Origin of the sequence: Dactylosporangium aurantiacum, assembly GCF_000716715.1 — a bacterium.
GTDB lineage: Bacteria > Actinomycetota > Actinomycetes > Mycobacteriales > Micromonosporaceae > Dactylosporangium > Dactylosporangium aurantiacum.
Map to the genome: position 1 here is coordinate 61,484 of NZ_JNYJ01000017.1, position 13,863 is coordinate 75,346.

Genomic DNA, 13,863 nt, shown 5'->3' on the forward strand with positions numbered 1-13,863 from the left:
GTCAACGACCGGCGGCCGGCCCCGTGGGTCGGGACCGGCCGCCGGCTTCGACGCATGACGGTGCTTACGTGCCGATGCGGTTGAGCTTCAGCGTCACACCGATGTCGGTGGTGACCACGGTCGTGCCGGGCACGGCCGGGGTGACCACGGACGTGGTGACCCTGCCCGAACCGGGCAGCAGACCCTTCACCGTGACGGTGTAGGACGTCGACGCGCCCGGCACCGGGTCGGTGCTGGTGACGTAGAGGTCCGTGGTCGGCAGCGTGTTCAGGGGCAGGCCCTGACCACCGGTGCCCGACTCGTTCTCGGCGCCGACCACGAGGTCCTGCCCGGCCGGCAGGCTCGCGACGGTCGCGAAGTCGTACGAGAACGCGATGTCCTGCGGGCCACCCGAGCCCAGCCAGACCTGGAACCGGCGGGTGTTGGTGGTGCCGAAGTCGTTCACCCGCCACTCCACGACCGTCCAGAGGCCGACGCCGTCGGTGAGCACGTTGACCAGCAGGCCGGTCGCGCCCGTGCCGTCGAGGTCGGTCCAGAACGGCGCGAGGACGTTGTTCGGCTTCGCGGGGTTCGGGATCGGCGAGATGTCGCAGCAGATGTTGTTCTCGTTGCTGTCGTCGCTGCCCGGGTACAGGTACCCGTTCGAGTCGACGGTGAGCGAGCTGTACTCGACACCGTTGAACTTGAACGGCGGCACGTTGAACGTCGTCAGGTTCTCGTCGCCGATCGGGGTCACCAGCGTGCCCCCGAACAGGTCGAGCGGGATGTACCCGGCGATGGTGCCCGGGGCGATCGACGGCGTGCCCGGCACCGCGCCGGCCAGCGGCGCGCCCTTCTTCTCCGCCTTGAACGGGTTGACCACCGTGGCCCCGCTCGCGCCGACGATCGGCAGGTTGAGCGTGGTCGTGGTGGCGAAGTCCGCCGTGGTGTCGTTGAAGGTGCCGTTGGTGGCGGTGACCGTGCAGGTGCTGTTCTGCAGCAGCGTCAGCGACGCCGGGCTGCAGGCCTGGGTCACCTTGATGTCGCCCTGCTGCGGCACGAACGCGACCGGCAGGTGCAGCGCCGGCACGCTCGAGCTGAGCGGCTTCAACCGGACCTCACCGAAGTACTGCGCCTTGGGGGCGTTGGACTTGATGGTGATGTTGATGGTCACGGTCTTGCCCGCCGGCACGGTGAAGATGGCCGGCGAGACCGTGATGGACGAGCCGGCCGGCGACGTGGTCTCGACGCGGTAGGTCTGCGTCTTGCCCGAGACGTTCTTCGCCGTGCGGACCGCGGTGAGCTTGCCCGGCATGACCGGGGCGTTCACCGACGGCAGGTTGATCTGCACCGCGTTGACCGGGTCGTTGCCCAGCGAGAACATCCGGTCGGCCGTCTCGTCGAAGGTGAGACCGGGGTTCGCGGCGAGGTTGACCTGGACGCGACCGGCGCCGAGATCGAACGGGTCGGCCGGAGTCGTCCCGTTCTCCTTCTTCACGTTGGTCGTCGCGGTGGTCATCAGCGAGGACTTGATCTGACCCGGGGTGAAGTCCGGGTGGGCCGCCTTCTCCAGGATGGCGGAGCCGGCGATGTGCGGCGACGACATCGAGGTGCCGGCGATGGCCATGAAGTACTGGCCGGGCGGGCCACCGGCCGCGTCGTCCAGGACCGGCGTCTGGCCGGCGAGGATCTGCGCACCGGGTGCGGTGATGTCGGGCTTGATGAACTGGCCGCCGGGGCCGCGCGACGAGAAGCTCGTCATCACGTCGCCGGTGCCGATGACCTTCTCACCCTGGGTGAACGACGCCGTGATGCCCGGGTGGGCCGCGACGAAGTTCAGGAACGCCGTGCCGTCGGCCAGGTGCACCGTCGGCAGCCAGTGGTTGTCGCTCAGCGCGTCAGCCGCCGGGTTGTTGTACAGGATCATGCCGGCCGCGCCGCCCTGCTTGACGTTGAAGCCCTTCATGATGCGGCCCGGGCTGCGCTGGCACGCCACGATCTTGCCGGTGAAGATCCCGGGCGGGGCCGGGGCCTCACACGTCGGGTTGCTGTACGGCGGCGCCGAGGCCAGCACGACCGGCTTCGCCGGGGTGAGGCCCTGGGTGATCGACACGCCCTTGAGCACCGTCTGGGCGCCGTCGCTGGACGCGACGGTCAGGGTCGACTCGAAGGAGCGCTTCTGCGTCGACGCGGCGACGGTGGTGACCCAGCCGGACAGGTGGTCGGCCGTGGACGCGCCCGGACCGGCGTTACCGGCGGAGGCGGCCACGAAGACGCCGGCCTTGTACGCGTCGAAGAACGCCAGCTCCACGATGTCGGTGTACGGGCTCGCGCCACCCGAGATCGAGAAGTTGATGACCTTGACGCCGTCCTTGATCGCCTGGGCGACCGCGGCGGCCGAGTCGGTGCTGTAGCAGCCGGTCGCGCCACAGACCTTGTACACCGAGACCCAGGCACCGGGCGCGACGCCGTTGATCGGCCCCCGCTCGACGCCGAGGACGTTCGCCGAGGCGACCGGGTTGCCGGCGGCGGTCGACGCGGTGTGGGTGCCGTGACCGTCGGAGTCGCGGGCGGTGTACCCGAACATCTCCATCGGCTGCAGCGCGTTGTAGGTGTCCAGGAAGCCCTTGCCACCGATGAGCTTGTTCTGGCAGACGAACGGGTCGGCCGCCGGGGTGAGCGGGTTGTCGCCGAAGTCGCAGGCCCGCGGGGTGCCGTCCGCCTTCGCGGGCGGGGCACCGAGGTTGCCGTTGTCCGCGAACGACGGGTGCTCCGGCCACACCCCACTGTCGAGCGAGCCGAAGATGACGCCCTTACCGGCGTTCGGCTTACCGCCGAGCGACGGGTAGACCTGGTCCGCACCGATGAAGCTGGTGCTGGAGTCGGTCTGCGGCGCGCGCGCCGCGTCGGACTGGACCGCCACGACGTTGTCGATCGTCAGGATCGAGCCGATCTTGTTGGCCGGCACCGACATGGCGATGCCACCGTAGACCGTGCGCAGCTTCTGGCCGACTTTGGCGTCCGGGACCAGCTTCTTGAGATCCGCGAGGAATTTGTCCTCAATTGCGGCGATACGGCTTTCGTAGCGCTGCTCCGCGGTGCTTCCGGAAAGCGCCTTACCGGTGACTGACGGACTCGTCGCCTCATATCCGGCGATACCGCCGGAGTACGTCGCGGTCGAGTCGTAGTCGAGCTTGACCGCAATCGCCAGCCGGGTGCTGTCGGAGCGGTTGAGCAGGGATGGGTCGGTCTTTGCCATGCGACTCGTGGGTGACTTGGCGGTCGCGACCTGCTTGACCAGCGAAGCACCCTGCACCGATGTCAATGTGCCCGGCACCGGTGCTGCCTGACTCGGGCTTGCCGAGACGATCACGAGCAGTGGCGGAACGAGTGCTGACGCCACTGCGGCGTGCACCCATCTCCGTCGGCTCATCATGCCCCCTCTCATGGACGGGCTGGTGTCCGAAGGGTTGTGACAACTTCCCCCGCGTAGCTGCGCCGGCGCGGCCACCCTCGGTCTGCGCGCACGCCGTCGCCGCATATCTCGAATGTTCGATATACGCCGTCACAACATGCCAGTTTTCGAGACCGCGGAACAGGGGCAATCACTCCGCAGAAAAGCGCCGAACAGGGGTTGTAGGGCAATGTCGAGGGTTTGCCGTGGCGGCCATTGCGGCATATCAACGAATTGCAATGTCCAACTGATCCGGCCTGCGGGCAAATAACCGGCGGAGGCGCTTTGTGATGGTTGCGCACGAAACGACAAACCCGCCCCTGTCGGGGCGGGTCGGCTATCGGGGTGCTGTGGGCGGCGCGGTCAGGTGTCGTCGCGCGGGGGGTTGATCGCCACGGTCTGGTCGGAGTCGGTCACCGGCGGGGTCACCGGGCGCTGGCTCGGGACCTGGAGCTGGCCGCTCTGCTGTGCGCCCGGCGCCGGGGGCACGGCCGGCGGGACGGTCGGGACGATCATGGTCGGTGCGTCGGCGGGGGCGGAGCGCTCGGCCACCAGGCTCGCCATGGCCCGCCGGGACGCCTCCTCCTGGCGGACCCGTTCCGCCTGGCGCGCCTCCTCGGCCTGCCGGGCGGCCTCGGCCTGGCGGGCCTCCTCGGCCTGGCGGGCGGCCTCGGCCTCCGCCGCGCGGCGCGCCTCGGCCTCCTCGCGGCGGGTCTGCGCGGCCTGGCGGACCCGCTCGGACACCGCGGGCGCCTCCTGCTCGACCCGGGTCAGCCAGGTCTCCCAGCGCTGCTGCATCGGGCGGACCAGGCCGCCGCCGACCCCGACGACGAGGATGCCGGCGACCGTGGCGAGCACCGCGATGAGCACCGGGGTGGTCACCGTCGTGGCGATGCCGATCTGGTTCAGCGCCGCGATGACGCCCAGCCCGAGGATGAACCAGTAGCCCAGGTTGGCCAGGAGCCGGCCGTACGGCAGGCCGCCGAGCGCCTCGGTCACCAGGTCGCGCAGGCCGCCGGCCAGGGCCGCGGCGACAACCACGATGATCACGGCGACGGCCGCCCTCGGCAGCCAGGACACGACGGTGTCGATGAGCTCGGAGACCGGGTTGGGGCCCCACACGCCGAACGCGATCTGCAGCGTGAAGAGCAGGACCGCGTAGTAGACCAGCTTGGCGATCAGGTCGCCGGCGTCGAAGTTCGTGCGGGCCAGCGCCCGGCCGACGCCGCCGCGCTCGGCCAGCCGGTCGAAGCCGACCGTGGCCAGCAGCTTGCGCACCCCGGCGCGCAGCAGCACCGCCAGGCCCCAGCCGGCCAGCAGGATGACCAGGAACAGCAGCAGTGACGGCACGAAGCGGACGACGTCGCCGAGGGCATCACGGACCATACGGTGAGGCATGCCCATCCATCGCCGGACTCAATCGTCCATGCCGGCCAGCCCCTTCGGACTCTCCGGCTCGGCGGCGTGCTCCGGGCCGCCGGCCAGCTGGTCGGCCAGGGTGACGCTGCGGTGCTCCACCGCGAAGTCGCCGAGGTCGTCGACGTCGAAGCCGGGGAACGGCTCCAGTACCCGTGCCTGTGACTCGGTCATATTTCCAGTGAAACCCCCCGCGGGTGGGTACAACGGACGCATGACCAAACCAGTGACCGGTGTGCTCTTTGATGTCGACGGGACCCTCATCGACAGTGTCTACCTGCATACGACGGCCTGGTGGCAGGCGTTTCGCCAGTACGGGCACGACGTCGAGTGCGCGCGCATCCACCGGGCGATCGGCATGGGCTCGGACAAGATCCTGGACCATCTGCTGGGCGAGGACCACGACCCCGGTGACGACGACGCGCTGCGGGCGGCGCACGCCAGCCTGTACGCGACCAGCTGGACGGCGTTGCGCCGGCTGCCCGGGGCGCGGCGGCTGCTGCGGACGTGCGCCGAGCGGGGGCTGCGCAACGTGCTCGCCACGTCGGCGTCGAAGCCGGAGCTGGAGGCGCTGCTGCACTGCCTGGACGCCGACCCGGTCATCGACACGGTGACCAGTGCCGACGACGCCGGGGAGAGCAAGCCCGCGCCGGACATCGTGGAGGTGGCGCTGCGCCGGTCCCGCCTGGACGCCGGGGAGGTCGTGTTCGTCGGCGACTCCGTCTGGGACGTCAAGGCCGCCGGCGCGCTGTCGATCCCGTGCATCGGCCTGACCTGCGGCGGCGTGTCCGCGGCGGAGCTGCTCGACCACGGCGCCGCGGCGGTCTACGCCAACCCGCAGGACCTGCTGGAGCACCTGGACGAGGCGCTGACCACGGCGTTCCGGGTCGCCCTGACCACCGCCTGACGACCTAGGGCAGCACCAGCGGGGCCGGGTAGTCCAGCTGCTTGCGCCGCGCCTCCGGCAGGGTCCACGGCTCGTGCACGGCCTTGCCCTCCACGGCGGCCAGCTCGGGCACGTAACGGCGCACGTAGTCGCCCCGCGGGTCGAAGCGGTGTCCCTGCCGGACGGGGTTGAAGCGGCGGTAGGGCTTGGTGTCGTTGCCGGTGCCGGCGACCCACTGCCAGTTGCCGTAGTTGTTGCCGACGTCGGCGTCCAGCAGCAGGTCGAAGAAGTGGTCGCCGCCGGCGCGCCAGTCCACCCCGAGGTGCTTGGTCAGGTAGGAGGCGGTGATCAGGCGGGCCCGGTTGTGCATCCAGCCCTCGGCGAGCAGCTGCCGCATGCCGGCGTCGACGACGGGCACGCCGGTGTGCCCTTCCCGCCACGCCTGCAGCGCGTCGGACTCGTCGCGCCAGGCCTCCTGCGCCGTGGCCCGGTACGCCTTGTGCCGCAGGTCGGGGAACGCGTACAGGACCTGCTGGTAGAAGTCGCGCCAGCACAGCTGCCGCACGAACGGCTCGGCGCCCGGCCGCCCGGCCGCGCGTGCGGCCACCTCGCCCGGCGACACGCAGCCGAAGTGCAGGTAGGGGCTCAGCCGGGAGGTCCGGTCGGCCGCCATCGCGTCGTGGTTGTCCTCGTACGCGGACAGCTGCGGCAGCCAGGCGGCCAGCCGGCGGCGCCCCGCGGACTCGCCGCCGGCGCCGTCCTCGACGGCCGGACGGTCCCGCAACCACGACGCGGGCAGCCCGTCGGGCAGGCGCAGGGCGCGCGGCGCACCCTCGACCTCCCGGTGTTGCCGGGCCTGCCAGGCGCGCCAGTACGGGGTGAAGACCCGGTAGTGGTCGCCGCCGGCGGGGCGCACCGCGCCGGGCGGCACCACGGTCACGCCGGGGAACGTCTTGAGCGCGACGCGTTCGGCCTCGCACGCCTCGCGCAGGCGGTGCTCGCGGTGGCGGGCGTAGCCGCTGACGTCCGCGGCGACGCCGATGCCCTCGGCGCCGACCGCCCTGGCCACCCGGACCGCCTCGGTCACCGGGTCGCCGCGCAGCTCGGCGAGGTCGGCGCCGAGCCGGCGCAGCGACGCCTTCAGGTCGGCGAGGCACCCGTCGAGGAAGCGCCGCCGCTGCTCGCCGGCGCGGATCGCGGGATCGTGCACGAACAGCGGCACGACCCGCTCCGCGGCGCGGGCCGCGGCGGCCAGGGCCGGGTTGTCGTGCACCCGCAGGTCGCGGGTGAACAGGACGACGGCGACCTTCACGCCGCGCTGCCGCGCAGGTCGAGCACCGCCGGCACGTGCACCTCGACGGCGGGCTCGCGGGGCAGCGGCACGGCCGGCGGCACGATGCCGGCGAGGGCGGCCACCTCGTCGAACCCGTCGGCGGGCGTGCCCGGGATCGGCACCGGCGCGCCGGGGCGGGTCATCAGGCAGCGCAGCGCGACGGCGATCCGGCGGGCCTTCGGCACGGTGGCGCGCCGGACGAACACGTCGTGATCCTGCGCCTCGACCTCGTCGAGGATGCCGCCGTACAGCCGGAACGCCGCCCGCATGCACGCCTGCGAGCTCGGCGCGAGCATCGGGATCCCCCTCGCCGCGGCGATGTAGTGGGCGCGGGCGCGCTGCACCTCGTACACGATGAGGCTCTTGATCTTCTCGCTGCTGCGCCGCTCGCGCGCGGCCAGCCGCAGGTCCTCGCGGGTGACCCCGAACCGGCGCAGGTCCTCGGCCGGCAGGTAGATCCGGCCCCGCTCCAGGTCCTCGGCGACGTCGCGGATGAAGTTGGTGAGCTGGAACGCCAGGCCCAGCTGCCGGGCGGGCTCGCGGGCGGCGGCGCGGTCGGTCGACTCGAGGATCGGCAGCATCATCGTGCCGATCACCGCCGCCGAGCCCTCCATGTAGCCGAGCAGGTCGTCGTAGGTCTCGTAGTCGGTGACGGTGAGGTCCATCGCCATGCTGTCGAGGAACTTGCGGAAGTCCTCCAGGTCGATGTCGAAGACCTGGATGGTGTGCAGGACCGCCGGCAGCAGGGGGTCGCCGGTCGGCGCACCCTCCAGGCCGCGCACGAACTGCCGGCCCCACGCCTCGAGCTCGCTCGCCCGCTCCTGCGGGGTGACCGCGCCGGAGCGGTCGACGATCTCGTCCGCGTAGCGGGTGAACCCGTACAGCGCGTGCACGTGCCGGCGCTTCCAGGCGGGCAGCAGCCTCGTCGCCAGGTAGTAGGTCCGCCCGTGGTGACGGTGCAGCGCGCGGCACCGCTCGTAGGCGGCGGTCAGGGGCGCTGGCTCCATGGTGGACCTCCAAGTTCGACGCAAACCGACGCAGCAATCGACGCAACCCGGAGCCTACGCTACGCTTGCCGAATGCGGGTAGTGAAAGGACCGACCGATCGGGTGGTCGTCGTCGGCGCAGGTCTCGGCGGTCTGTCGGCCGCGATCCGGCTCGCCGCCGCGGGGCGGGAGGTCACCGTGCTCGAGCGGGAGGACTACCCCGGTGGCCGGGCCGGGAAACTCTCCATGTCCGGCTACGAGTTCGACACGGGCCCGACCGTGCTGACCATGCCGTCGCTGCTGGAGGACCTTCTCGGCACCGTCGGGGAGGATCTCGCCGGGTGGCTGCCGATGACCCGGCTCGATCCGGCGTACCGGGCGCACTTCCCCGACGGCTCGACGCTGGACGTCATCGCCGACACCGCCCGGATGGCGGGCGAGGTCGCCAGGGTCTGCGGCGCCCGCGAGGCCGACGGCTACCTGCGCTTCGTCGAGGACGCGCGGGAGCTGTGGCGGCTGGAGCGCGACGACTTCATCGACCGCAACCTCGACCGCCCACAGGACCTCGTGACCGCCAACCTGTGGCGGCTGGTCCGCCGCGGCGGCTTCGGCCGGCTGCAGGCGAAGGTGGACAGCTACTTCAAGGACCCGCGCACCCGGCGGATCTTCTCCTTCCAGGCGATGTACGCGGGTGTCGCCCCGCACCAGGCGCTCGCCCTCTACGCGGTGATCGCGTACCTCGACTCCGTCGCCGGGGTCTACTTCCCCAAGGGCGGCATCCACGCCGTGTCGCGCGCCCTGGCCGACGTGGCGACCAAGCACGGGGTGACCATCCACTACGACACCACGGTCGAGTCGGTCTCCGTCGCCAACGGCCGGGCCACCGGCGTGGTGTGCGCCGACGGCCGCCGGTTCGCCGCCGACACCGTCGTGCTCAACCCGGACCTGCCGGTGGCCTACCGGGACCTGCTGCCCCCGGCGCGGTGGCGCAACCCGTTGCTGGGGCGGCTGCGGTACTCGCCGTCGTGCGTGGTGCTGCACGTCGGGTCGCGGCAGTCGTACCAGGCGATCGCCCACCACAACATCCACTTCGGGCGGGCCTGGCGGGAGACCTTCGACGAGGTCATCAACCAGGGGCGGCTGATGAGCGACCCGTCCGTGCTGGTCACCAACCCCACGCACACGGACCCGTCGCTGGCGCCCGAGGGCCGCCAGACCTACTACGTGCTCGCGCCGACGCCGAACCTCACCGCCCCGCTGCTGGACTGGCGCGGCTCGCTGAGCGGCACGTACCGCAGCGAGCTCATCGAGACGCTGGAGCAGCGGGGGTACATCGGCTTCGGCGACGCGATCGAGGTCTCGCGGTTCATCACCCCGGCCGACTGGGCCGATCAGGGCATGGCCGCGGGCACGCCGTTCGCCGCCGCGCACACGCTGCGCCAGACCGGGCCCTTCCGGCCGGGCAACCTCCACCCCACACTGTCCAATGTGGTCTTCGTCGGGTCGGGCACCCAGCCGGGTGTCGGCGTGCCGATGGTCCTCATCTCTGGCCGGTTGGCAGCGCAGCGTATTACGGGAGTGACGTCGTGAGTGGTCCGGAGGGCAGCGGAGGAGCCGCGAACCATGGGCTGAGTTCTCGGGAACAGCAGCTGGTGGAGCTGGTCGACACGGTCGGCGGCGCGGTGGGCGCGGCCACCGTCGACGAGGCGCACCGCGCGCCCGGGCAGCTGCACCGCGCCTTCTCCGTCATGCTCGTCGACGACGACGGCCGGGTGCTGCTGCAGCAGCGCGCGGCGGTGAAGACCAGGTTCGCCCTGCGCTGGGCCAACGCCTGCTGCGGGCACCCCGCCCCGGGCGAGACGGTCACGGACGCGGCGCGCCGCAGGCTGGCCGAGGAGCTCGGTGTGACGACCGTGCCGTTGCGGGAGGTCGGCGTGTACGTCTACCAGGCCGCCGACCCGGCCACCGGGCGGGTCGAGTTCGAGTACGACCACGTGCTGGTCGGGTCGTTCACCGGCGCTTTCGCGGTTGACCCGGCCGAGGTGGCCGCGGTCGAGTGGGTCGCCGCCGACGGTCTCGCGGCGCGGCTGTCGCAGACGCCGGACCGGTACGCGCCCTGGCTGGCCGGGGTCGTCGCGGCCTGGCAGGGCTCCTCGGCATGACGGCCGCGGCGGCGTACTCGGCGGGCGCGGTGGCCCGGCGGCTCGGCGTCGCCGTCACCACCCTGCGGACCTGGCACCAGCGCTACGGGATGGGCCCGTCGCTGCACGAGCCGGGGCACCACCGCCGGTACACCGAACAGGACATCGAACGCCTCGAGGTGATGCAGCGGCTGATCGTCGAGGGTGTCGCGCCGAGTGAGGCCGCCCGCTGGGCGCTGCAGGACGCCCGCGTGCCGGGACTCTTCGGTCCCGCCTCCTCCGCGGTCGCGCCCGCGCCGGCGCCGTTCTCCTCGTCCAGCCCGGACCTGGTCGCGGCGGCGCGCGGGCTGCACCGGGCCGCGGTGCGCCTCGACGCGCCCGCCGTCCGGCAGCGGGTCGCCGCCGCCGTGCACGACCTCGGCGTCGTCGTCGCCTGGGACAACGTGCTGCGACCGGTGCTGAGCGCCATCGGCCAGCGGCACGCGGCCACCGGCGGCCTCGTGGAGGTCGAGCACCTGCTGTCCGGCTGCGTCTCAGCCGTCTTCGGCGCGGTGCCCCGTCCGGAGCCGACCCTGCCCGCCCAGATCCTGCTCGCCTGCGCCGACGAGGAGCAGCACAGCCTGCCCCTGGAGGCGGTGGGCGCGGCGCTGGCCGCCTCCGGGGTCCCGACCCGCATGCTCGGCGCCCGGGTGCCGCCGTCGGCGCTGGCCGGCGCCGTGCGCCGGACCGGCCCCCTCGCGGTGCTCGTGTGGTCGCAGCTGCGGACCACCGGCGACCCGGGGCAGCTGGAGCCGATCCTCACGATGCCGCGCCGGCCGCTGGTCGTCGCCGCCGCCGGACCGGGCTGGGACGTCGCCGGTCTGCCCCCCGGGGTGTCGACGCCCGCGAACCTGACCGAGGCGCTGGTCATGCTGACCGCGGCCCTCGCCTGAGAGAAATGCTGCCTCCTTCTGCGTAAAAGTCCCTTGTCGAGGTACTCCCGGCTTCGTGCCATGGGCTGAACGCCGGAGGGTTACCGGGGCGTCTGGTGATTAGCGTGTGCCTTCGCACGCCGCACCCCTTCGATCACCGGAGCCCACGATGACCCGCACCCGACTCGCCCTAGGAGCGCTGATCAGCGCCGCCGCACTGGCCCTCGCCGGCTGCGGCGTCAGTGAAGCGCCCACGGCGTCGTGGCACGGGGCTGCGGCACAGTCCGGCCTCGCCGACGGCGGCCAGGGCGGCGGCGCCCAGGCCCACCCGATCAGCGACTCCACCGCGCAGGCCGGCAAGCCCAGCGCCTCCGCATCGGCCGCCCCGTCCGCGTCGGCCTCCGCCGCCGCGTCGCCGTCGGCCTCGGCGCCCGCCTCAGCCTCGTCCGACGGCATCATGCGGCAGACCGGCGGCGCGCAGGTCGCTCTCACCTTCGACGACGGCCCGAGCGCCGACACCCCGAAGCTGCTCGCCATGCTGCGCCAGCAGAACATCAAGGCCACGTTCTGCGTGGTCGGCGTCGCCGTGCAGGAGTTCCCCCAGTACGTGCAGGAGATCGTCAAGGACGGTCACACCCTGTGCAACCACACCTGGAAGCACGACGAGAAGCTCGGCAAGAAGTCCGCCGACACCATCCGCGCCGACCTCCAGCGCACCAACGACGAGATCCGCAAGGCCGTCCCCGACGCGCAGATCAAGTACTTCCGCCACCCCGGCGGCAACTTCACCCCCACCGCCGTGCAGGTCGCCCGCGAGCTGGGCATGATCTCCCTGGGCTGGACCGTCGACCCGTCGGACTGGAACACCCAGAAGTGGAAGGGCGACCAGATGACCCAGCACATCATCGCCACCGTCCGGAACAACACCAGGCCCGGCGGCGTCATCCTGTCCCACGACGGCGGCGGCGACCGCAGCGCCACCCTCGCCGCCTACAAGACCCTCCTGCCCGAGCTCAAGCAGAAGTACACCCTGATCGCACTGCCCAACTGAGGGCCCCGTCAGACCACGACGGATACCCATTTGGCGATCGCGGAAGGGGTCACGTATGCTCTGAAAGCCTCCGGCGGGGCCGGATGGGAGCAACACCGCACAAGTCGTAGAGTATGCGATGATTGCGGGGCCGCCCTCATCGTCTAGCGGCCCAGGACGCCGCCCTTTCAAGGCGGTAGCACGGGTTCGAATCCCGTTGGGGGCACGACCGGGTTCGCCCGGAGCAGTTTGAGCAAGGTCCTGTGGAGCAGTTGGAGTGCTCGCCGCCCTGTCAAGGCGGAGGTCGCGGGTTCAAGTCCCGTCAGGACCGCAAGGCCCATCTTGGGCAGGTAGCTCAGTCGGTACGAGCGTCCGCCTGAAAAGCGGAAGGTCGGCGGTTCGACCCCGCCCCTGCCCACAAAGCTCTTCGCCGGGCTTTACAGACCCCGACCAGCGGAAACGCCGGTCGGGGTCTTTGTTTGTCGGGTCGACCACAAAGATCAAAATGTAGCAACAGCGGCTATCTTGACGGCGGACGGTCGGCAGGCGCTTGCTGCCGACGTCCACACGCAGCAGGATCGGCTGGTGACTGAGGCGCCTGACATCGAGACCGCGTGACGGTATCTGCTCGAACGGACGCCAGGCACCAGGCAAGGCGATGAGTTGATCGTTCGGGCGGCATCTGCCCAGCCGCGGCTGCGTGCGCTCTACCCGTTTCCGACACATGGCACGCTGAAGTTCCTCTCCGACGGCCCTCCTGGGGTCCGGACAGCGACCAACTGCCGTTTCTCGTCTGTGGACTCGAGACCTATCAGGTCTATGCGTCGGGCTATGCCACGCTGCTCGGGGAGACGACAAGCCCCGAGCAGGCGGCCGCCTTGCTGGCTGCCCATCTCCCACCACCTGACGATTCAAGCAGTTGAGGTGGTAACCGCCACGGGTCGCCAGGGCGCTAGTCGGTATAGTTTTCGCTATACTTTCTCCGTGGCCACATCGGAGTGGGGTATCTACGTCGTCAACGAGGTCCGCACCTGGATCTTCTCTCTGGAACCGGCAGCCAAAGCGCGGGTTGTCCAGGCGATCGACGCACTCGCCGAAAGTGGACCGGGCCTCGGTCGGCCCCTCGTCGACACCATCACCCACTCGTCGCTGGCGAACCTCAAAGAGCTACGACCGGGCACCATGCGAATCCTCTTCGTCTTCGATCCTTGGCGATCCAGCATCCTGCTCGTCGCCGGCGACAAGGCAGCGCAATGGGAAGGCTGGTATCGAGAGGCGATACCGCTGGCGGAGCAGCGTTACGAGATCTACTTGAAAGAACGGGCACAGGAAGAGGGGGGCCAGCAATGAGCAGCTACGTGCGCTGGAGCGACATCCGAGGCGAACTCGTGGAGCAGGCGGGCGGCGAGGAAGCTGTCGCGGCCGGAAAGCAGGAGTTGCTGGCCGAGGTCACCGGTCACCGCCTCGCCGAAGCGCGCCGCGGTCGTGGCCTCACTCAGCAGCAGGTCGCCGACCGCATGGGAGTCACCAAAGGCCGGGTCTCCCAGATCGAGCAAGGCAAGGTCTCGGGTCAAGAGGTTCTCGCCCGCTACGCCGTTGCTCTGGGTGGTCGCCTCCACCAGGCCATCTACTTCGACGACGGAGACATCACCGCCATTGCCTGATCGCAGAGTCGTGTAGCAACGGCGGCGAACATGTCCGGGTTGCTGGAGATAGCGCGACACGCG

Annotated in this window: 11 protein-coding genes, 3 tRNA genes and 2 pseudogenes; 11 read left to right on the plus strand and 5 right to left on the minus strand. The window is 71.0% G+C overall.

The annotated features are described in order from the left end of the window. Nucleotides 1-64 precede the first annotated feature (64 nt). From OP18_RS20425 to OP18_RS57345, 3 genes are all read right to left on the minus strand, one after another. Entirely contained in the window at nucleotides 65-3,238 is a 3,174-nt protein-coding gene (locus OP18_RS20425; protein ID WP_162189813.1) for a S8 family serine peptidase, read from the minus strand. 558 nt (nucleotides 3,239-3,796) lie between these two features. Next, the gene (locus tag OP18_RS20430; protein ID WP_063745550.1) at nucleotides 3,797-4,819 is read right to left on the minus strand and encodes a mechanosensitive ion channel family protein; all 1,023 of its coding nucleotides are present in this window, start codon (nucleotides 4,817-4,819) and stop codon (nucleotides 3,797-3,799) included. 30 nt (nucleotides 4,820-4,849) lie between these two features. Then, nucleotides 4,850-5,023, minus strand: a complete 174-nt coding sequence (locus OP18_RS57345) for a hypothetical protein (protein WP_156089655.1) — start codon at nucleotides 5,021-5,023, stop codon at nucleotides 4,850-4,852. A gap of 40 nt (nucleotides 5,024-5,063) precedes the next feature. On the opposite strand from OP18_RS57345, the gene OP18_RS20435 reads away from it, so the two are divergent. Next, nucleotides 5,064-5,756: an HAD family hydrolase gene (locus OP18_RS20435; RefSeq protein ID WP_033360570.1), complete on the plus strand. Its 693-nt coding sequence runs from the start codon at nucleotides 5,064-5,066 to the stop codon at nucleotides 5,754-5,756. A 4-nt stretch (nucleotides 5,757-5,760) separates the two neighbouring features. Here the strand turns inward: OP18_RS20435 and OP18_RS20440 are convergent, their stop codons facing one another. Then, complete coding sequence (locus OP18_RS20440) at nucleotides 5,761-7,047, minus strand: cryptochrome/photolyase family protein (RefSeq protein ID WP_033360571.1); 1,287 nt, start codon at nucleotides 7,045-7,047, stop codon at nucleotides 5,761-5,763. Nucleotides 7,048-7,175: 128 nt separating this feature from the next. Further along, nucleotides 7,176-8,075 (minus strand): annotated as a pseudogene (locus tag OP18_RS20445) (phytoene/squalene synthase family protein); the annotation flags it as partial. A gap of 72 nt (nucleotides 8,076-8,147) precedes the next feature. Between OP18_RS20445 and crtI the strand changes: the two are divergent. The 10 genes and pseudogenes from crtI to OP18_RS20490 all read left to right on the plus strand — a co-directional run bounded on the left by crtI (nucleotide 8,148) and on the right by OP18_RS20490 (nucleotide 13,800). Further along, the gene (gene crtI, locus OP18_RS20450; protein ID WP_033360572.1) at nucleotides 8,148-9,644 is read left to right on the plus strand and encodes a phytoene desaturase family protein; all 1,497 of its coding nucleotides are present in this window, start codon (nucleotides 8,148-8,150) and stop codon (nucleotides 9,642-9,644) included. Nucleotides 9,645-9,682: 38 nt separating this feature from the next. Continuing rightward, a complete protein-coding gene (gene idi / locus OP18_RS20455) occupies nucleotides 9,683-10,216 on the plus strand; it encodes an isopentenyl-diphosphate Delta-isomerase (protein WP_033360639.1) in 534 nt (177 codons plus the stop codon). Further along, nucleotides 10,213-11,127 carry a MerR family transcriptional regulator gene (locus tag OP18_RS20460; protein WP_033360573.1) on the plus strand — a complete coding sequence of 305 codons (915 nt, stop codon included), beginning with the start codon at nucleotides 10,213-10,215 and terminating at the stop codon, nucleotides 11,125-11,127. The genes idi and OP18_RS20460 overlap by 4 nt, the downstream gene beginning before the upstream one ends. Before the next feature lie 148 nt (nucleotides 11,128-11,275). Beyond that, a complete protein-coding gene (locus tag OP18_RS20465; RefSeq protein WP_052387032.1) occupies nucleotides 11,276-12,157 on the plus strand; it encodes a polysaccharide deacetylase family protein in 882 nt (293 codons plus the stop codon). A 132-nt stretch (nucleotides 12,158-12,289) separates the two neighbouring features. Next, nucleotides 12,290-12,362 (plus strand) — tRNA-Glu (locus OP18_RS20470). 31 nt (nucleotides 12,363-12,393) lie between these two features. After that, nucleotides 12,394-12,467, plus strand: a tRNA-Asp gene (locus OP18_RS20475). A 13-nt stretch (nucleotides 12,468-12,480) separates the two neighbouring features. Continuing rightward, nucleotides 12,481-12,554: transfer RNA gene (locus tag OP18_RS20480), tRNA-Phe, on the plus strand. A gap of 206 nt (nucleotides 12,555-12,760) precedes the next feature. After that, nucleotides 12,761-12,874, plus strand: a pseudogene (locus OP18_RS62575) (DUF6193 family natural product biosynthesis protein); the annotation flags it as partial. Nucleotides 12,875-13,120: 246 nt separating this feature from the next. Next, on the plus strand, nucleotides 13,121-13,486 hold the full coding sequence (locus OP18_RS20485) for a type II toxin-antitoxin system RelE/ParE family toxin (protein ID WP_033360641.1): 366 nt from the start codon (nucleotides 13,121-13,123) through the stop codon (nucleotides 13,484-13,486). Beyond that, entirely contained in the window at nucleotides 13,483-13,800 is a 318-nt protein-coding gene (locus tag OP18_RS20490) for a helix-turn-helix domain-containing protein (RefSeq protein ID WP_033360574.1), read from the plus strand. Before OP18_RS20485 ends, OP18_RS20490 begins: the two co-directional genes overlap by 4 nt. Nucleotides 13,801-13,863 lie beyond the last annotated feature (63 nt).